We start from the raw sequence: 17,222 nt of genomic DNA, 5'->3' as shown, positions 1-17,222 counted from the left end.
ACTCATACTGAATGAAGATTGATTAATGCAGCATACCTTCATTCACTTCAAAGAGTAATTCTTCCATTTGCTGATAGGCATTTTCACAACCTGGAATATTGAAAAGCACCATCAGGATCACCCACTTCAGGTCTTCCAGATCGAACTCTGCCGTATCCAGCGCGAGTACGCGCTCAATGACCATTTCTCGTGTTTCGAGGTTTAGCACCTGAATCTGTTCCAGGAATAGCAGGAACCCTCTACAGCTTGCATCCAGTCGATCGCACTCTTCTGCGGTATAAATACGTATAGAAAGAGGATCAGATGCCAGTTGCATAGGTTCGGCAAGACCATCCTGATAATCAGCAAGCTTTTCCAGCCAAAGTAACGCGTTGTAGATGTCTTCACGATCAAAACCAGCGTCGGTAAGATCCCGTTCCAGTTTGTCCTGATCCACACGCAGCTCAGCTTCGTTATGGATATATGTCTCAAACAAATACATTAGTACGTCGAACATGGCATGCCCTCCTCAATCGGACATAGCCGCCGGGTACAGCTGCGATCCATCCTGCTAACTCCAGTTCGAGCAGTTGAGCCACTACCTCTGGCACAGGTTGGCCGGCACGTTCAGCGACGACGTCAACAGGTGTTACCTCATCTCCTACGTTAGCCAGGAGCTCCGGAAATGGCAATGCCACCTCTTCGTGATCTGGCGAATAAATTGATTTTTCAGGTTCATCTGGCAACCATTGCAGCCCATATTGCAAATTTTCCAGAATTTCTTCTGGGGCCGTCACAAGCGTGGCTCCCTGCTGAATAAGCCAATGTGGACCTTCACTTCCCGGACTCCCAATCGGTCCAGGCAACGCAAAAACCTCCCGCCCTTGTTCCAGTGCACAACGCGCAGTGACCAGTGACCCGCTACGCTGAGCAGCTTCTACAACCAGGACTCCTTTACTTAGACCACTAATAATGCGATTTCGTCGGGGAAAATTGCGCGGCAAAGGAAGCGTATCTAATGGGAACTCAGACACCAGTGCGCCTCCAGCCTCAATCAGTCGTTTAGCCAGACTGACATGCTGTCGTGGATGAATGGTCTCAAGCCCATTTCCCAGCACCGCAATACTCGTGCCTTCTCGGTTTATCGCAGCATTGTGCGCCACACCATCAATCCCCCGGGCCAGGCCGCTGGTGATCGTCACACCGCATACTGCAAGCTTTTCACAAAACAGCCGCCCCCAGCGTTCGCCATACCAGGAGAGCTGTCGGCTACCGACGACGGCAACCTGAAACGAGCTAAGGCATATGGGATTTCCTGCCACAAAAAGCACCCCAGGATAATCCTCAATTGCACGGAGCTGTGCCGGATAATGCTCGCTGTCGGCAACCACAAAATGATGGTTGGGCTGTTCAAGCCAGCGCAGCGTTTTTTCCAGCGTCTGATCTGGAAAGGTTAAAAAGCGCCGGGCCTGGCGGGGAGAGAGTCCAGCATGATGAAGTACCACGTTGTTAATACACGGCTGAGTATTGAGCCAGTGGGCAACGCGCACCATCTCATCACCATACAGTTCATTCACTTGTGCTAAACGTAGCCAAATCTCGATTTTGGTCATCCCTGTTCCCCTGCCACAAGCAGTCCTGGCAATCTTTGCGATTGGTCACTGATGCTGTCAATCAGAGGGGGTTTTGTCTAGAATAGAGGTAATAATCTTTTCAACTCCTGAACACAACTCTGGATAACTATGTCAGTTTTGCAAGTGTTACATATTCCGGACGAGCGCCTTCGCAAAGTCGCAAAACCGGTCGAAGAAGTGAATGCAGAAATTCAGCGTATCGTTGATGATATGTTCGAAACGATGTACGCCGAAGAAGGTATCGGTCTGGCAGCAACTCAGGTCGATATTCATCAGCGCATCATTGTTATTGATGTCTCTGAAAATCGCGACGAGCAGTTGGTACTCATTAACCCAGAGCTGCTGGAAAAAGACGGCGAAACAGGTATTGAAGAAGGCTGCCTGTCTATTCCCGAACAGCGTGCGTTAGTACCGCGCGCAGAGAAAGTAAAAATTCGTGCGCTCGATCGCAACGGCAAATCTTTTGAACTGGAAGCCGATGGCCTGCTGGCTATCTGCATTCAACATGAAATGGATCACCTGGTCGGTAAACTGTTTATCGATTATCTGTCTCCGTTGAAGCAACAACGCATTCGTCAGAAAGTTGAAAAACTCGACCGCCTGAACGCCCGAGCTTAAGGACAAGAATCAACGTGTCAGACTCACTACGTATTATTTTTGCGGGTACACCTGACTTTGCAGCGCGTCATCTCGACGCGCTGTTGTCTTCTGGACATAACGTCGTTGGCGTGTTTACCCAACCGGACCGTCCGGCGGGACGCGGTAAAAAGCTGATGCCCAGCCCGGTAAAAGTGCTGGCGGAAGAAAAAGGGATACCGGTTTTCCAACCCGTCTCTCTTCGTCCTCAGGAAAACCAGCAGCTGGTTGCTGATTTACGCGCAGACGTGATGGTAGTGGTAGCATATGGCCTGATACTGCCAAAAGCCGTACTGGAAATGCCGCGTCTGGGTTGTATCAACGTTCACGGTTCCCTGCTTCCACGCTGGCGTGGCGCAGCCCCAATCCAGCGCTCACTGTGGGCAGGCGACGCCGAAACTGGTGTGACCATCATGCAGATGGATGTTGGCCTCGACACCGGTGATATGCTGCTTAAGCTGTCCTGCCCGATAACTGCAGAAGATACCAGCGGTTCGTTATACGATAAGCTGGCAGATTTAGGACCTCAGGGGCTGATTGAAACGCTAAAACAGCTGGCGACTGGCACCATAAAACCCGTTGTACAAGATGAATCACTGGTTACGCATGCAGAAAAACTCAGCAAAGAAGAGGCCCGTATCGACTGGTCGCTTTCAGCCGCTCAGTTGGAACGCTGCATCCGCGCCTTTAACCCGTGGCCAATGAGTTGGCTTGAAATCGACGGCCAGCCAGTGAAAGTCTGGCAAGCTACGGTTATTACAGCGAACACACAGGCCGCACCAGGCACTATTCTTGAGGCGACAAAACAGGGTATCCAGGTCGCAACGGGCGACGGCATCCTGAATCTCGTCTCTTTGCAACCTGCCGGTAAAAAAGCCATGAGCGCGCAGGATCTGCTTAATTCGCGCCGGGAATGGTTTGTACCCGGTAACCGTCTGGTATGACGGTTCATCTCTTTAAGCCCGGTATCTCCGGGCATTTTTATTTTTGCGCTTATGAAAAAACATCTTAATTTACGCAGTATGGCGGCCCAGGCCGTCGAACAGGTTGTCGAAAAGGGACAATCATTAAGCAACGTGCTGCCCGCCATGCAGCAAAAAGTTGCCGATAAAGACAAAGCACTGTTGCAGGAGCTTTGCTTCGGCGTGTTGCGTACACTCTCCCAACTGGAGTGGATGATCCAGCAGTTGATGGAACGTCCAATGACGGGCAAACAGCGCACCGTTCACTATCTGATCATGGTGGGCTTCTACCAACTGCTGCATACTCGTATTCCACCGCATGCGGCTTTGGCAGAGACCGTAGAAGGCGCGGTCGTTATTAAGCGTCCGCAGCTTAAAGGGCTGATCAACGGCGTGCTGCGCCAGTTTCAGCGCCGCCAGGAAGAGCTACTGGCTGAATTCTCTCAAAGCGATTTACGTTTCTTACACCCCTCCTGGCTGGTGAATCGTATTAAGACCGCTTATCCGCAGCAGTGGGAAGCCATTCTTGAAGCCAATAACCAGCGACCGCCGATGTGGTTACGTGTCAATCGTAACCATCATACGCGCGATGCCTGGCTGGACCTGCTGACCGAAGCGGGATTAACCGGTTTCCCGCATCCAGATTACCCGGATGCAGTGCGTCTGGAAACGCCAGCTCCTGTGCACGCCCTCCCAGGTTTTGATGAAGGCTGGGTAACCGTCCAGGATGCTTCCGCTCAAGGATGCATAAACTATCTGTTGCCGGAGGACGGTGAACAGATCCTCGACCTATGCTGTGCGCCGGGGGGCAAAACCACTCACATTCTGGAAGTTGCTCCGCACGCTAACGTAATGGCTGTCGATGTTGATGAAAAACGCTTATCGCGCGTTTTCGACAATCTAAAACGTCTGGGTATGAAGGCAACCGTAAAACAGGGTGATGGCCGCTATCCGCAGCAGTGGTGCGGTGAACAACAGTTTGACCGTATTTTGCTGGACGCTCCGTGTTCTGCCACCGGAGTGATCCGTCGCCATCCGGATATCAAATGGCTGCGTCGCGACCGGGATATTGCTGAACTTGCCCAGTTGCAGGCTGAAATCCTGAATGCAACCTGGCCACATCTTAAACCTGGCGGCACGCTGGTTTATGCAACCTGCTCTATCCTGCCAGAAGAAAACCAACAGCAAATTGCCGCCTTCCTTGCACGCACGCCAGATGCGGTATTAAGCGTCACTGGTACGCCGGAAAAACCTGGACGTCAGAATTTACCGAGTGCAGAAGATGGTGATGGCTTCTTTTACGCTAAGCTAATCAAAAAGTGATGAGATAACGGGTCGCGACTGATGAAAATTATCATTCTGGGCGCAGGGCAAGTTGGCGGTACGCTGGCTGAAAACCTGGTCGGAGAGAACAACGATATCACGGTAGTCGATACCAATGGTGAGCGCCTGCGTAGCCTGCAGGACAAGTTTGATCTCCGTGTCGTGCAAGGGCATGGTTCGCATCCCCGCGTTCTACGTGAAGCCGGTGCCGACGATGCCGATATGCTGGTTGCCGTAACCAGCTCAGATGAAACAAATATGGTTGCCTGCCAGGTAGCTTATTCACTGTTTAACACGCCTAATCGTATCGCTCGTATTCGTTCACCGGATTACGTTCGTGATGCGGACAAGCTATTTCAATCTGATGCGGTGCCTATCGATCACCTGATTGCGCCTGAGCAACTGGTTATCGATAGCATTTATCGCCTGATTGAATATCCGGGCGCATTGCAGGTAGTGAATTTTGCCGAAGGAAAAGTCAGCCTGGCCGTGGTGAAAGCCTATTACGGTGGGCCGCTGATTGGTAATGCGCTGTCGACAATGCGTGAGCATATGCCGCACATCGATACCCGCGTTGCGGCGATTTTCCGTCATGACCGACCGATCCGTCCGCAAGGTTCTACCATTGTTGAAGCGGGCGATGAAGTTTTCTTCATCGCGGCCTCGCAGCATATTCGCGCCGTAATGAGCGAATTACAGCGTCTGGAAAAGCCTTACAAACGCATTATGTTAGTGGGCGGTGGGAATATTGGCGCCGGGCTGGCACGGCGACTAGAAAAAGATTACAGCGTCAAACTGATTGAACGTAATCAACAGCGCGCATCCGAGCTTGCAGAGAAACTGCAAAATACGATCGTCTTTTTTGGTGATGCCTCGGATCAAGAGCTTCTGGCGGAAGAACATATCGATCAGGTTGATCTGTTCATTGCGGTAACCAACGATGATGAAGCGAATATCATGTCGGCGATGCTTGCCAAACGGATGGGCGCCAAGAAAGTGATGGTGTTGATCCAACGCAGAGCATACGTCGATCTGGTGCAAGGCAGCGTGATCGATATTGCGATTTCACCGCAGCAGGCAACCATCTCTGCGCTGCTCAGTCATGTGCGTAAAGCGGATATTGTTGGTGTATCTTCACTGCGCCGTGGCGTCGCGGAAGCCATTGAAGCCGTTGCACACGGTGATGAAACGACGTCACGGGTTGTGGGTCGCTCAATTGATGAAATTAAACTTCCACCAGGAACCATTATTGGCGCCGTTGTGCGTGGTAACGATGTGATGATTGCCAATGATAACCTGCGTATTGAACAGGGCGATCACGTAATTATGTTCCTGACAGATAAAAAGTTTATTACCGACGTCGAGCGACTATTCCAGCCAAGTCCGTTCTTCCTGTAATAATTTGGGCGCTGAAACTGCGCCTAAATTATTTCCCTTTATTTTTCATGGTTTAATAAATTTCTATTTAGGCAATACATAAATGGAAATTGCCTAAACATTTGTTAAACTTATAAACGTCAGCTGCATAGGGAGAATAAGATGAGCATTATTAAAGAATTTCGCGAATTCGCGATGCGCGGGAATGTTGTCGATTTGGCAGTAGGTGTCATTATTGGTGCGGCATTTGGGAAGATTGTTTCATCACTGGTTGCCGATATCATCATGCCGCCGCTGGGGTTGTTAATTGGTGGAATTGATTTTAAACAGTTTGCTTTAACACTACGTGATGCACAGGGAGATATCCCTGCAGTCGTTATGCATTACGGTGTATTTATTCAGAATATCTTTGATTTCGTTATTGTTGCGTTTGCTATCTTTATGGCAATCAAGCTGATCAACAAACTGAACCGTAAAAAAGAGGAAGAGCCAGCAGCACCGCCAGCGCCATCGAAAGAAGAAGTATTGCTGAGTGAAATTCGTGACCTGCTGAAAGAACAGAATAACCGCTCTTAAGCACTCACTGAAACAAGAAGGCCAGTGGTAAAAAAGTGAATGACTTTCTTGCCACTGGCCTCCCAGTTACCCCGATTACCATGTTTACCTTTACGTAGATAACTTCCTTTCCCTTTCTTATTTTTCTCAACGCGCTGCCTGAACAGTGGGTCATGTAGAAGCGCCTCAATGGCGTTATCTTTTATCTGCCCTTTAGTGTGCTGATAACGACTCATAATACCTCCAGTTGTCGTAATTTACGCCGCGAGTGTAGACCTGACCGTTCAATAAATCAACAGCCTGATGGTGATCCACTGGCGCCTTGCTCAAGTGCTTCAAGGATAGAGCAGTACACGCTGCTGTGTGCCTTACCACAACACGCGTCATTCAATCGCTGCAGCGACCGTTGCATCGCCTGAAGCTCAGCTATTCTCGCTTCCACTTCCTGCAATCTTTCCTGGACGATCCCTTTTGATTCCTGGCAGGTATGGTGTTCGGGATCGATGCGGATCGAAAGCAGTTCGCGGATCGATTCCAGAGTGAAACCAAGCTGACGGGCATAGCGAATAAACTTTAGACGCTGAAGATCGCTTTCCGTATAGAGACGAAACCCGCCTTCTGTACGTATTTCATGTTCCATCATCTGCTGCTTTTCATAGTAGCGGATAGTATCAGGCGTCACGTCAGCCAGTTTCGCTAATTCACCAATACGGTACATGCTATCTCCGCTATTCGTCGTTGATCTTCTGCAGCAGCTTATCTGCGTATTCACCGTGTAAAAACTCGGTGCTGAGTCCAGCCTGCCGAAGTTTCAGTTCCAGTAGTGACAGTCTTCGACTCACTTCCTGATAATGGGGATCATATTTGCGGATCCCTGCAAGTATTTCAAGCAGTTGTATTGCCTCTCTGCGCTGCTCAAGCTCAGGAGGAAGACATCCCGCATTTTTTAATAAACGGAATCCGGCTCGAAGTTCCGGCGGAATGTGGGAATCATCGTCAAGAACCAACGGTTCTCCTGTACCAGGCAAACCATCAAACTCACCTTTAGACTGCGCATCAGTAATATGGCGCTCTGCCCACTGGTCCAGTAACCACATACAACACTCCAGTGATGAACAAAAAGAGTACAGATATTGTAGGTAAGTGGGGATATGACGGATATAAAAAAACCCGCCGAGGCGGGTTTTTTTACGTTACTACAGATTACTCTGCAGCAGCTTCTGTTTTCTCTGAACGATCAACCAGCTCGATGTATGCCATCGGCGCGTTGTCGCCTGCACGGAAGCCACACTTCAGAATGCGAGTGTAACCACCGGCGCGGCTCGCGAAACGCGGGCCCAGTTCGTTAAACAGTTTTGCCACGATCTCGTTATCACGAGTGCGGGCGAATGCCAGACGACGATTAGCTACGCTATCAGTCTTGGCAAGAGTAATCAGCGGCTCAACTACGCGACGCAGCTCTTTCGCTTTCGGCAGAGTCGTCTTGATGATTTCATGACGAACCAGTGAACCTGCCATATTGCGGAACATAGCCTGGCGATGGCTGCTGTTGCGGTTCAGTTGACGACCACTCTTACGATGGCGCATGACCTTATCCTTCTCAGTAAAACCTTAACCTGTGATCCGGTTACTCGTCAGCGATGCTTGCCGGTGGCCAGTTTTCCAGGCGCATGCCCAGAGACAGTCCACGGGAAGCCAGCACGTCTTTAATCTCAGTAAGAGATTTTTTACCAAGGTTAGGCGTCTTAAGAAGCTCAACCTCAGTACGCTGTACCAGATCACCGATATAGTGGATAGCTTCTGCTTTGAGGCAGTTAGCAGAGCGGACAGTCAATTCCAGATCGTCAACAGGGCGCAGCAGGATCGGATCGAATTCTGGTTTCTCTTCTTTAACTTCCGGCTGACGTACATCACGTAAGTCAACGAAAGCTTCAAGTTGTTCAGCCAGAATGGTTGCCGCACGACGAATCGCCTCTTCAGGATCGATTGTGCCGTTGGTTTCCATTTCGATGACCAGCTTGTCCAGGTCGGTACGCTGTTCTACACGCGCTGCTTCAACATTGTAGGCAATACGCTCTACAGGGCTGTAGCATGCGTCGACCAGCAGACGGCCGATTGGGCGCTCATCTTCTTCCGAATGAATTCGGGTAGAAGCCGGCACATAACCACGACCGCGCTGAACTTTGATACGCATGCTAATAGATGCATTCTCATCGGTCAGGTGGCAGATCACGTGCTGTGGCTTGACGATTTCGACATCACCATCATGGGTAATGTCGGCTGCAGTCACAGGGCCAATGCCAGATTTATTCAAGGTAAGAATAACGTCATCTTTACCCTGAACTCTCACCGCCAGCCCTTTCAGGTTGAGCAGGATTTCCAGGATATCTTCCTGAACGCCTTCTTTGGTGCTGTACTCATGTAGTACACCATCAATCTCAACCTCGGTCACCGCGCAACCCGGCATCGATGAGAGCAGAATACGGCGCAGTGCGTTACCCAAAGTATGGCCAAAGCCACGCTCTAAAGGCTCAAGGGTCACCTTGGCGTGCGTCGAACTCACTTGCTCGATATCTACCAGGCGCGGTTTTAGAAACTCTGTCACAGAACCCTGCATTGTGTCCTCTCTTTGGTACTAAGCTTTACTTGGAGTAAAGCTCGACGATCAGGTGTTCGTTAATGTCCGCAGACAGATCAGAACGCTCCGGCTTACGCTTGAACGTACCTTCCATCTTGCCAGCATCAACTTCCAGCCAGGTTGGCTTTTCACGCTGCTCAGCCAGCTCCAGAGCGGCTTTCACGCGAGACTGCTTCTTCGCTTTCTCACGAATGCTAACAACGTCATTCGGACTAACCTGATAAGAAGCGATGTTAACAACACGACCGTTTACCATAATTGCTTTATGGCTGACCAGCTGACGTGCTTCTGCACGAGTGGCACCGAAGCCCATACGGTATACAACGTTGTCCAGACGACCTTCCAGCAGACCCAACAGGTTTTCACCGGTGTTGCCTTTCAGACGTGCTGCTTCTTTGTAGTAGTTACGGAACTGACGCTCCAGCACACCGTAGATACGGCGAACTTTTTGCTTTTCACGCAACTGCACACCATAGTCAGACAGACGCGGTTTACGCGCACCGTGCTGGCCAGGAGCTTGTTCAATTTTACACTTGGTATCGATCGCGCGAACGCCAGACTTAAGGAATAAGTCAGTGCCCTCACGACGGCTCAGCTTGAGCTTAGGACCCAAATATCTTGCCATTTTCTTTCTCCAACAATCCTAGAAACGACAGCGTTATACGCGACGTTTTTTCGGCGGACGACAACCGTTATGAGGGATCGGAGTCACATCAGTAATATTAGTGATGCGGAAACCAGCGGCGTTCAGAGCACGAACAGTAGATTCGCGACCTGGACCCGGTCCTTTGACCATAACTTCCAGATTCTTGATACCGTATTCTTTTACGGCTTCAGCGCAACGCTCTGCTGCAACCTGAGCTGCAAACGGAGTGGATTTGCGAGAACCACGGAAACCGGAACCACCGGCTGTTGCCCAACCCAGTGCGTTACCCTGACGATCAGTAATGGTAACGATGGTGTTGTTAAAAGAAGCATGGATATGAGCCACGCCGTCAGAGACTTGTTTTCTTACACGTTTACGTGCACGAATTGGTGCCTTTGCCATTATTCAATCACCCCGATTATTTCTTGATCGGTTTGCGCGGACCCTTACGGGTACGTGCGTTGGTCTTGGTACGCTGACCGCGAACCGGGAGACCACGACGATGACGCAAACCGCGATAGCAACCAAGGTCCATAAGGCGCTTGATGCTCATGCTAACTTCACGGCGCAGATCACCTTCAACGACAAATTTGGCAACTTCGTCACGCAGCGTGTCGATTTGTTCTTCAGACAGCTCACTGATCTTAACATCTTCAGCGATACCCGCGGCAGCCAGAATGGCTTTAGAACGGGTCTTGCCGACGCCGTAGATCGAAGTTAATGCGATCACAGCATGTTTCTGATCAGGAATGTTAATGCCTGCTATACGGGCCACTATGCACTCCTACTATTTAATATGTACGCACCATGCTGAAAAGCCCGTTTTCAGGATACTCAAATGGAAACGCACAGACATACAAAAGATTGGCTGGCTAATCTAGCCAGCTCAACCCAACTTTGCAAGAAAAATATGCGAATAAATCAGCCTTGGCGCTGTTTATGCTTCGGCTCGGCACTGCAAATCACACGGATGACACCATCACGCTTAACGATTTTGCAGTTACGGCATAATTTCTTGACGGAAGCACGAACTTTCATTTTTACTCTCCGTAACTTCTCGGGCGACTGTTAACGGCCGTAGCCTTTCAGATTCGCCTTCTTCAATGCAGACTCGTACTGACTTGACATCATCAGAGTTTGCACTTGAGCCATAAAGTCCATAATCACGACAACAACGATAAGCAGTGAGGTCCCACCGAAGTAGAACGGTACTTTCATTGCATCACGCATGAACTCCGGGATCAGGCAGATAAAGGTAATGTAGAGCGCACCAACCAGAGTCAGGCGGGTCATTACTTTATCGATATACTTCGCCGTTTGCTCTCCCGGACGAATTCCTGGTACAAATGCACCGGACTTCTTCAGGTTATCTGCTGTTTCACGCGGGTTGAAAACCAACGCCGTGTAGAAGAAACAGAAGAATATGATTGCAGACGCATAGAGTAACACATAAAGCGGTTGCCCAGGCTGCAAATACAGCGAAATTGTTGTCAGCCAGTTCCAACCAGTCCCGCCCCCGAACCATGACGCGATGGTCGCTGGGAACAGAATAATACTGGAAGCGAAGATTGCCGGGATTACCCCCGCCATATTCACTTTCAGCGGTAAATGTGTGCTCTGTGCAGCATAGACACGACGACCTTGCTGACGTTTCGCGTAGTTTACCACAATGCGGCGTTGACCACGCTCAACAAATACAACAAAGAACGTCACTGCAAATACTAATACTGCAACCAACAGCAACACGAGGAAGTGCAGGTCGCCTTGACGCGCTTGCTCGATAGTATGGGCAATGGCTGGCGGGAGTCCCGCGACAATACCGGCGAAGATAATGATTGAGATACCGTTGCCGATACCACGTTCAGTAATCTGTTCGCCCAACCACATCAGGAACATCGTCCCTGTAACCAGACTTACAACAGCGGTGAAATAGAATGCAAAGCCTGGATTCATTACCAGGCCCTGCATACCAGGCATATTCGGCAGACCGGTAGCAATACCGATCGACTGGAATATTGCCAGCACCAGAGTACCGTAGCGGGTGTACTGGCTGATCTTACGACGACCAGACTCCCCTTCTTTCTTAATTTCTGCCAGCGTTGGATGAACCACCGTCAGCAGCTGGATAATAATCGACGCCGAAATATACGGCATGATCCCCAGAGCAAAGATAGAAGCACGGCTGAGAGCACCACCAGAGAACATGTTAAACATTTCAATGATGGTGCCTCGCTGTTGCTCAAGCAGTTTGGCAAGTACAGCGGCATCAATACCAGGGATCGGAATGAAAGAGCCAATACGGAACACAATCAGCGCGCCGATTACAAACAGCAGTCTGCGTTTCAGCTCGCCTAAGCCACCTTTGGCACTTTGAAAATCTAATCCCGGTTGTTTAGCCATCTGCTACTTATTCCTCGATTTTACCGCCAGCAGCTTCGATAGCAGCACGAGCGCCTTTAGTAACACGCAGGCCACGAACAGTTACCGGAGTAGTGACTTCACCAGCCAGAATCACTTTCGCGAACTCGATCTGGATACCGATAATGTTAGCTGCTTTCAGCGTGTTCAGGTCTACAACACCGCCTTCAACTTTAGCCAGGTCAGACAGACGAACTTCGGCTGTAATCGCTGCTTTACGTGAAGTGAAGCCGAATTTCGGCAGACGACGGTACAGAGGCATCTGACCACCCTCGAAACCGCGACGTACGCCACCGCCAGAACGAGACTTCTGACCTTTGTGACCACGACCACCGGTTTTACCGAGGCCAGAACCGATACCACGACCCAGGCGGCGAGCCGCTTTTTTAGAGCCTTCGGCCGGAGACAGAGTATTTAAACGCATCTCTTACTCCTCAACTTTAACCATGAAGGAAACCGCGTTGACCATACCACGAACAGCAGGAGTATCCTCGCGCTCTACGGTGTGACCAATACGACGCAGACCCAGGCCAAGCAGCGTTGCCTTATGTTTCGGCAGACGACCGATTGCACTGCGGGTTTGAGTAATTTTAATAGTCTTTGCCATGGTTTATTTCCCCAGAATTTCTTCAACGGATTTACCACGCTTGGCAGCGACCATTTCCGGAGATTTCATATTTTCCAGGCCATCGATAGTTGCACGAACCACGTTAATCGGGTTAGTAGAACCATACGCTTTAGCCAGAACGTTACGAACTCCAGCGACTTCCAGAACGGCGCGCATTGCACCACCGGCGATGATACCGGTACCTTCGGAAGCCGGCTGCATGAATACACGAGAACCCGTGTGAGTACCCTTAACCGGGTGCTGCAGGGTGCCGTGGTTCAGCGCGACGTTAATCATATTGCGACGGGCTTTTTCCATCGCTTTCTGGATCGCTGCTGGAACTTCACGCGCTTTACCGTAACCAAAACCAACGCGACCGTTACCATCACCAACTACAGTCAGAGCTGTGAAGGAGAAAATACGACCACCTTTAACGGTTTTAGATACGCGGTTAACCGCGATCAGCTTTTCCTGCAGTTCGCCAGCTTGTTTTTCGATGTGAGCCATCTTACACCTCTACCTTAGAACTGAAGGCCAGCTTCACGGGCAGCATCTGCCAGTGCCTGGACACGACCATGATATTGGAACCCGGAACGGTCAAAAGAAACATCTTTGATGCCTTTTTCCAGAGCGCGTTCAGCAACAGCTTTACCTACAGCTGCAGCAGCGTCTTTGTTACCGGTGTACTTCAATTGTTCAGCGATAGCTTTTTCTACAGTAGAAGCAGCTACCAGAACTTCAGAACCGTTCGGTGCAATTACCTGTGCGTAAATATGACGCGGGGTACGATGTACCACCAGGCGAGTTGCGCCCAGCTCCTGGAGCTTGCGGCGTGCGCGGGTCGCACGACGGATACGAGCAGATTTCTTATCCATAGTGTTACCTTACTTCTTCTTAGCCTCTTTGGTACGCACGACTTCGTCGGCGTAACGAACACCCTTGCCTTTATAAGGCTCAGGACGACGGTAGGCGCGCAGATCTGCTGCAACCTGACCGATCAGCTGTTTATCAGCGCCTTTCAGCACGATTTCAGTCTGAGACGGACATTCTGCAGTAATACCCGCAGGCAGCTGATGGTCAACAGGGTGAGAGAAACCTAAAGCCAGGTTTACTACATTCCCTTTAACCGCTGCACGATAACCTACACCAACCAGCTGTAGCTTCTTAGTGAAGCCTTCGGTAACACCGACAACCATTGCATTCAGCAGGGCACGCGCGGTACCAGCCTGAGCCCATCCATCTGCGTAACCATCACGCGGACCGAAGGTCAGTGCATTATCTGCATGATTTACTGCAACAGCATCGTTGAGAGTACGAGTCAGCTCGCCGTTTTTACCTTTGATCGTAATAACCTGACCGTTGATTTTTACATCAACGCCGGCAGGAATAACGACCGGTGCTTTAGCAACACGAGACATTTTTTCCTCCGATTAGGCTACGTAGCAGATAATTTCGCCACCAAGACCAGCTTGGCGCGCTGCACGATCAGTCATAACACCTTTAGAGGTAGAAACAACTGCGATACCCATGCCAGCCATAACTTTCGGCAGCTCGTCTTTACGCTTATAAATGCGCAGACCTGGGCGACTGACACGCTGAATGCTTTCTACAACAGCTTTACCCTGGAAATACTTAAGAGTAAGTTCCAGTTCCGGCTTGGTGTCGCCTTCAACTTTAAAATCTTCAATAAAACCTTCTTCCTTCAGCACGTTGGCAATTGCCACTTTCAGCTTGGAGGAAGGCATGGTGACCGCAGCTTTATTCGCGGCCTGACCGTTACGGATACGGGTCAGCATATCCGCGATCGGATCTTGCATGCTCATCTGTCTTTACTCCCGTGATTCAATTGGTAATTACCAGCTAGCCTTTTTCAAGCCTGGTACTTCACCGCGCATAGCGGCTTCACGCAGTTTGATACGGCTCAACCCGAACTTGCCCACATAGCCATGCGGACGACCTGTTTGACGGCAGCGGTTACGCTGACGGGACGGGCTGGAATCACGCGGCAGAGACTGCAGCTTGAGAACTGCGTTCCAACGATCTTCGTCGGTCGCGTTCACATCAGAGATAATAGCTTTCAGTTCAGCGCGTTTTGCGAAGTACTTATCAGCTAAAGCTACGCGCTTTACTTCGCGTGCTTTCATTGATTGCTTAGCCATTCAGTAACCCTACCTTACTTGCGGAACGGGAAGTCAAAGGCAGCCAGCAGAGCACGGCCTTCTTCATCAGATTTCGCAGTAGTGGTAATGGTAATATCCAAACCACGCACGCGGTCGACTTTATCGTAGTCGATTTCTGGGAAGATGATCTGCTCACGGACACCCATGCTGTAGTTACCACGACCGTCGAAAGACTTAGCGGACAAGCCACGGAAGTCACGGATACGTGGAACAGCAATAGTGATCAGGCGCTCAAAGAACTCCCACATGCGTTCGCCACGCAGAGTTACTTTACAGCCGATCGGATAGCCCTGACGGATTTTGAAGCCTGCAACTGATTTGCGTGCTTTGGTGATCAGCGGTTTTTGACCGGAGATTGCTGTCAGGTCAGCTGCTGCGTTATCCAGCAGTTTCTTGTCAGCGATCGCTTCACCAACACCCATGTTCAGGGTGATCTTCTCGACCCGAGGGACTTGCATGACAGAATTGTAGTTAAACTCAGTCATGAGTTTAGCGACTACTTCGTCTTTGTAGTAATCATGCAGTTTCGCCATCGTACTACTCCAAATTACTTGATAGTTTCGCTGTTAGATTTAAAGAAACGGACTTTTTTGCCGTCTTCGAATCTAAAGCCTACACGGTCAGCCTTGCCGGTTGCCGCGTTGAAGATAGCAAGGTTAGAGATCTGAATAGCTGCTTCTTTCTCTACAATGCCGCCTGGTTGGTTCAGGGCCGGAACCGGCTTCTGATGTTTCTTAACCAGGTTGATACCTTCAACAATGACCTTGCCGGAAGACAGGACATTCTTAACTTTACCGCGTTTACCTTTATCTTTACCGGTTAACACGATAACTTCGTCATCACGACGGATCTTCGCTGCCATGATTCGCTCCTTAGAGTACTTCTGGTGCCAGAGAGATAATTTTCATGAACTTCTCGTTACGAAGTTCACGAGTTACCGGCCCAAAAATACGCGTACCGATAGGTTGCTCGCTGTTATTGTTTAAAATAACGCATGCATTACCATCGAAGCGAATGACAGAACCGTCCGGGCGACGAACACCCTTCTTGGTGCGCACCACTACCGCCTTCAGCACATCACCTTTTTTGACCTTACCACGCGGAATTGCTTCCTTGATGGTGATCTTGATGATATCGCCGACGCCTGCGTAGCGACGGTGCGAGCCACCCAGAACCTTGATACACATTACGCGACGTGCACCGGAGTTGTCGGCGACGTTCAGCATAGTCTGTTCTTGGATCATTTTAGTGCTCCGCTAATGTCAACTACTACTGAGACCCGAAAATCAGGTCGTTAAAAAAGCCCCATATCGGGGGCGCGGCATTATAACACCGCTTCAACGATATGGGTAGAAAAAATAAACGGCTCATCGCTGAGCCGTTTATTCGTTGAGAATGCCTACTGTATTACAGAACGGCTTTCTCTACAACGCGAACCAGCGTCCAGGACTTAGTCTTGGACAGCGGACGGCATTCGCGGATTTCAACCACGTCACCAGTACCGCATTCGTTGTTCTCGTCATGTACGTGCAGTTTGGTCGTACGCTTAATGAATTTACCGTAGATCGGGTGTTTCACAAAACGTTCGATAGCAACAACGATGGATTTCTCCATTTTATCGCTAACAACGCGACCTTGCAGAGTACGGATTTTATCGGTCATTACGCACCCGCCTTCTCAGTCAGTAAAGTCTTAACGCGTGCGACATCACGACGCACTTGCTTCAACAGGTGAGACTGTTGCAGCTGGCCACTTGCAGCCTGCATACGCAGGTTGAACTGCTCACGCAGCAGATTCAGCAGCTCGGTGTTCAGCTCTTCAACACTCTTCTCACGCAGCTCTTTTGCTTTCATTACATCACCGTCTTAGTTACAAAGGTGGTTTTAATCGGCAGTTTCGCTGCTGCCAGCTTGAATGCTTCACGGGCCAGCTCTTCCGGTACGCCGTCCATTTCATACAGGACTTTACCCGGCTGAATCAAGGCAACCCAATACTCCACGTTACCTTTACCTTTACCCATACGCACTGCCAGCGGCTTTTCAGTGATCGGTTTGTCCGGGAATACACGGATCCAGATCTTACCTTGACGCTTAACTGCACGGGTCATAGCACGACGTGCTGCTTCGATCTGACGGGCAGTCAGACGACCACGGCCAACAGCTTTCAGACCGAAGCTGCCGAAGCTAACATCCGTACCCTGCGCCAGACCGCGGTTACGGCCTTTGTGCATTTTACGGAATTTTGTACGCTTTGGTTGTAACATCAGC

General features: G+C 50.2%; 30 protein-coding genes. 5 read left to right on the top strand and 25 right to left on the bottom strand.

The window, feature by feature from the left end; translation table 11 throughout:
- Nucleotides 1-22 precede the first annotated feature (22 nt).
- Together smg and dprA are read right to left on the bottom strand one after the other, a co-directional pair.
- Nucleotides 23-496: a DUF494 family protein Smg gene (smg, locus tag HVZ52_RS02035; protein WP_003031162.1), complete on the bottom strand. Its 474-nt coding sequence runs from the start codon at nt 494-496 to the stop codon at nt 23-25.
- Nucleotides 468-1,592 (bottom strand): DNA-protecting protein DprA, encoded by a 1,125-nt coding sequence (gene dprA / locus HVZ52_RS02030; RefSeq protein ID WP_181598806.1) that lies wholly within the window; start codon nt 1,590-1,592, stop codon nt 468-470. The genes smg and dprA overlap by 29 nt, the downstream gene beginning before the upstream one ends.
- A gap of 129 nt (nt 1,593-1,721) precedes the next feature.
- Between dprA and def the strand changes: the two genes are divergently transcribed.
- From def to mscL, 5 genes are all read left to right on the top strand, one after another.
- Nucleotides 1,722-2,231: a peptide deformylase gene (gene def, locus HVZ52_RS02025; RefSeq protein ID WP_003031159.1), complete on the top strand. Its 510-nt coding sequence runs from the start codon at nt 1,722-1,724 to the stop codon at nt 2,229-2,231.
- A gap of 14 nt (nt 2,232-2,245) precedes the next feature.
- On the top strand, nt 2,246-3,193 hold the full coding sequence (fmt, locus tag HVZ52_RS02020) for a methionyl-tRNA formyltransferase (RefSeq protein ID WP_016154740.1): 948 nt from the start codon (nt 2,246-2,248) through the stop codon (nt 3,191-3,193).
- A 51-nt stretch (nt 3,194-3,244) separates the two neighbouring features.
- Nucleotides 3,245-4,534: a 16S rRNA (cytosine(967)-C(5))-methyltransferase RsmB gene (gene rsmB, locus HVZ52_RS02015; protein ID WP_181598805.1), complete on the top strand. Its 1,290-nt coding sequence runs from the start codon at nt 3,245-3,247 to the stop codon at nt 4,532-4,534.
- A 21-nt stretch (nt 4,535-4,555) separates the two neighbouring features.
- Nucleotides 4,556-5,932, top strand: a complete 1,377-nt coding sequence (trkA, locus tag HVZ52_RS02010; RefSeq protein WP_003031153.1) for a Trk system potassium transporter TrkA — start codon at nt 4,556-4,558, stop codon at nt 5,930-5,932.
- 141 nt (nt 5,933-6,073) lie between these two features.
- The gene (mscL, locus tag HVZ52_RS02005) at nt 6,074-6,487 is read left to right on the top strand and encodes a large-conductance mechanosensitive channel protein MscL (RefSeq protein ID WP_047414930.1); all 414 of its coding nucleotides are present in this window, start codon (nt 6,074-6,076) and stop codon (nt 6,485-6,487) included.
- Here mscL and arfA read toward each other — a convergent pair.
- The 23 genes from arfA to rplP all read right to left on the bottom strand — a co-directional run bounded on the left by arfA (nt 6,484) and on the right by rplP (nt 17,218).
- Nucleotides 6,484-6,702, bottom strand: a complete 219-nt coding sequence (gene arfA, locus HVZ52_RS02000) for an alternative ribosome-rescue factor ArfA (protein ID WP_016157605.1) — start codon at nt 6,700-6,702, stop codon at nt 6,484-6,486. The two genes, mscL and arfA, sit on opposite strands and share 4 nt — an antisense overlap.
- Nucleotides 6,703-6,758: 56 nt before the next feature.
- The gene (gene zntR, locus HVZ52_RS01995) at nt 6,759-7,184 is read right to left on the bottom strand and encodes a Zn(2+)-responsive transcriptional regulator (RefSeq protein WP_016154744.1); all 426 of its coding nucleotides are present in this window, start codon (nt 7,182-7,184) and stop codon (nt 6,759-6,761) included.
- A gap of 10 nt (nt 7,185-7,194) precedes the next feature.
- On the bottom strand, nt 7,195-7,563 hold the full coding sequence (locus HVZ52_RS01990) for a DUF1992 domain-containing protein (protein ID WP_181598804.1): 369 nt from the start codon (nt 7,561-7,563) through the stop codon (nt 7,195-7,197).
- A 106-nt stretch (nt 7,564-7,669) separates the two neighbouring features.
- The gene (gene rplQ, locus HVZ52_RS01985; RefSeq protein ID WP_001216370.1) at nt 7,670-8,053 is read right to left on the bottom strand and encodes a 50S ribosomal protein L17; all 384 of its coding nucleotides are present in this window, start codon (nt 8,051-8,053) and stop codon (nt 7,670-7,672) included.
- 40 nt (nt 8,054-8,093) lie between these two features.
- On the bottom strand, nt 8,094-9,083 hold the full coding sequence (gene rpoA / locus HVZ52_RS01980; RefSeq protein ID WP_003031139.1) for a DNA-directed RNA polymerase subunit alpha: 990 nt from the start codon (nt 9,081-9,083) through the stop codon (nt 8,094-8,096).
- A 25-nt stretch (nt 9,084-9,108) separates the two neighbouring features.
- Nucleotides 9,109-9,729, bottom strand: a complete 621-nt coding sequence (rpsD, locus tag HVZ52_RS01975; RefSeq protein WP_003031138.1) for a 30S ribosomal protein S4 — start codon at nt 9,727-9,729, stop codon at nt 9,109-9,111.
- 33 nt (nt 9,730-9,762) lie between these two features.
- Complete coding sequence (gene rpsK / locus HVZ52_RS01970) at nt 9,763-10,152, bottom strand: 30S ribosomal protein S11 (RefSeq protein WP_003031137.1); 390 nt, start codon at nt 10,150-10,152, stop codon at nt 9,763-9,765.
- Between the two features lie 16 nt (nt 10,153-10,168).
- Nucleotides 10,169-10,525 (bottom strand): 30S ribosomal protein S13, encoded by a 357-nt coding sequence (gene rpsM, locus HVZ52_RS01965; protein WP_003031135.1) that lies wholly within the window; start codon nt 10,523-10,525, stop codon nt 10,169-10,171.
- Between the two features lie 146 nt (nt 10,526-10,671).
- Complete coding sequence (gene rpmJ / locus HVZ52_RS01960; RefSeq protein ID WP_000868187.1) at nt 10,672-10,788, bottom strand: 50S ribosomal protein L36; 117 nt, start codon at nt 10,786-10,788, stop codon at nt 10,672-10,674.
- A 30-nt stretch (nt 10,789-10,818) separates the two neighbouring features.
- Nucleotides 10,819-12,150 (bottom strand): preprotein translocase subunit SecY, encoded by a 1,332-nt coding sequence (gene secY / locus HVZ52_RS01955; protein WP_001118864.1) that lies wholly within the window; start codon nt 12,148-12,150, stop codon nt 10,819-10,821.
- Between the two features lie 7 nt (nt 12,151-12,157).
- Nucleotides 12,158-12,592, bottom strand: coding sequence for a 50S ribosomal protein L15 (gene rplO, locus HVZ52_RS01950; protein ID WP_003031132.1), 435 nt, complete (start codon nt 12,590-12,592; stop codon nt 12,158-12,160).
- Between the two features lie 3 nt (nt 12,593-12,595).
- On the bottom strand, nt 12,596-12,775 hold the full coding sequence (rpmD, locus tag HVZ52_RS01945; protein WP_001140434.1) for a 50S ribosomal protein L30: 180 nt from the start codon (nt 12,773-12,775) through the stop codon (nt 12,596-12,598).
- 3 nt (nt 12,776-12,778) lie between these two features.
- The gene (gene rpsE, locus HVZ52_RS01940) at nt 12,779-13,282 is read right to left on the bottom strand and encodes a 30S ribosomal protein S5 (RefSeq protein ID WP_003031131.1); all 504 of its coding nucleotides are present in this window, start codon (nt 13,280-13,282) and stop codon (nt 12,779-12,781) included.
- A 14-nt stretch (nt 13,283-13,296) separates the two neighbouring features.
- The gene (gene rplR / locus HVZ52_RS01935) at nt 13,297-13,650 is read right to left on the bottom strand and encodes a 50S ribosomal protein L18 (RefSeq protein ID WP_000358960.1); all 354 of its coding nucleotides are present in this window, start codon (nt 13,648-13,650) and stop codon (nt 13,297-13,299) included.
- 9 nt (nt 13,651-13,659) lie between these two features.
- Nucleotides 13,660-14,193 carry a 50S ribosomal protein L6 gene (gene rplF, locus HVZ52_RS01930; RefSeq protein WP_003031129.1) on the bottom strand — a complete coding sequence of 178 codons (534 nt, stop codon included), beginning with the start codon at nt 14,191-14,193 and terminating at the stop codon, nt 13,660-13,662.
- Between the two features lie 12 nt (nt 14,194-14,205).
- The gene (gene rpsH, locus HVZ52_RS01925) at nt 14,206-14,598 is read right to left on the bottom strand and encodes a 30S ribosomal protein S8 (protein WP_003031127.1); all 393 of its coding nucleotides are present in this window, start codon (nt 14,596-14,598) and stop codon (nt 14,206-14,208) included.
- A 30-nt stretch (nt 14,599-14,628) separates the two neighbouring features.
- Nucleotides 14,629-14,934 carry a 30S ribosomal protein S14 gene (gene rpsN / locus HVZ52_RS01920; protein WP_003031125.1) on the bottom strand — a complete coding sequence of 102 codons (306 nt, stop codon included), beginning with the start codon at nt 14,932-14,934 and terminating at the stop codon, nt 14,629-14,631.
- A gap of 14 nt (nt 14,935-14,948) precedes the next feature.
- A complete protein-coding gene (gene rplE, locus HVZ52_RS01915) occupies nt 14,949-15,488 on the bottom strand; it encodes a 50S ribosomal protein L5 (RefSeq protein WP_003031123.1) in 540 nt (179 codons plus the stop codon).
- A 14-nt stretch (nt 15,489-15,502) separates the two neighbouring features.
- The gene (rplX, locus tag HVZ52_RS01910; RefSeq protein WP_003031122.1) at nt 15,503-15,817 is read right to left on the bottom strand and encodes a 50S ribosomal protein L24; all 315 of its coding nucleotides are present in this window, start codon (nt 15,815-15,817) and stop codon (nt 15,503-15,505) included.
- 10 nt (nt 15,818-15,827) lie between these two features.
- Entirely contained in the window at nt 15,828-16,199 is a 372-nt protein-coding gene (gene rplN, locus HVZ52_RS01905; RefSeq protein ID WP_000613954.1) for a 50S ribosomal protein L14, read from the bottom strand.
- Nucleotides 16,200-16,362: 163 nt separating this feature from the next.
- Nucleotides 16,363-16,617, bottom strand: a complete 255-nt coding sequence (gene rpsQ / locus HVZ52_RS01900) for a 30S ribosomal protein S17 (protein WP_003031120.1) — start codon at nt 16,615-16,617, stop codon at nt 16,363-16,365.
- Entirely contained in the window at nt 16,617-16,808 is a 192-nt protein-coding gene (rpmC, locus tag HVZ52_RS01895) for a 50S ribosomal protein L29 (protein WP_000644742.1), read from the bottom strand. Before rpmC ends, rpsQ begins: the two co-directional genes overlap by 1 nt.
- On the bottom strand, nt 16,808-17,218 hold the full coding sequence (gene rplP / locus HVZ52_RS01890) for a 50S ribosomal protein L16 (RefSeq protein ID WP_000941212.1): 411 nt from the start codon (nt 17,216-17,218) through the stop codon (nt 16,808-16,810). The genes rpmC and rplP overlap by 1 nt, the downstream gene beginning before the upstream one ends.
- Between the last annotated feature and the right edge of the window lie 4 nt (nt 17,219-17,222).

It is taken from the genome of Citrobacter sp. RHB36-C18 (genome assembly GCF_013814485.1).
Classification (GTDB): Bacteria; Pseudomonadota; Gammaproteobacteria; order Enterobacterales; family Enterobacteriaceae; genus Citrobacter; species Citrobacter braakii.
Note: the sequence above shows the minus strand (reverse complement) of the source record. Positions and strands in the feature narration are given on the sequence as shown.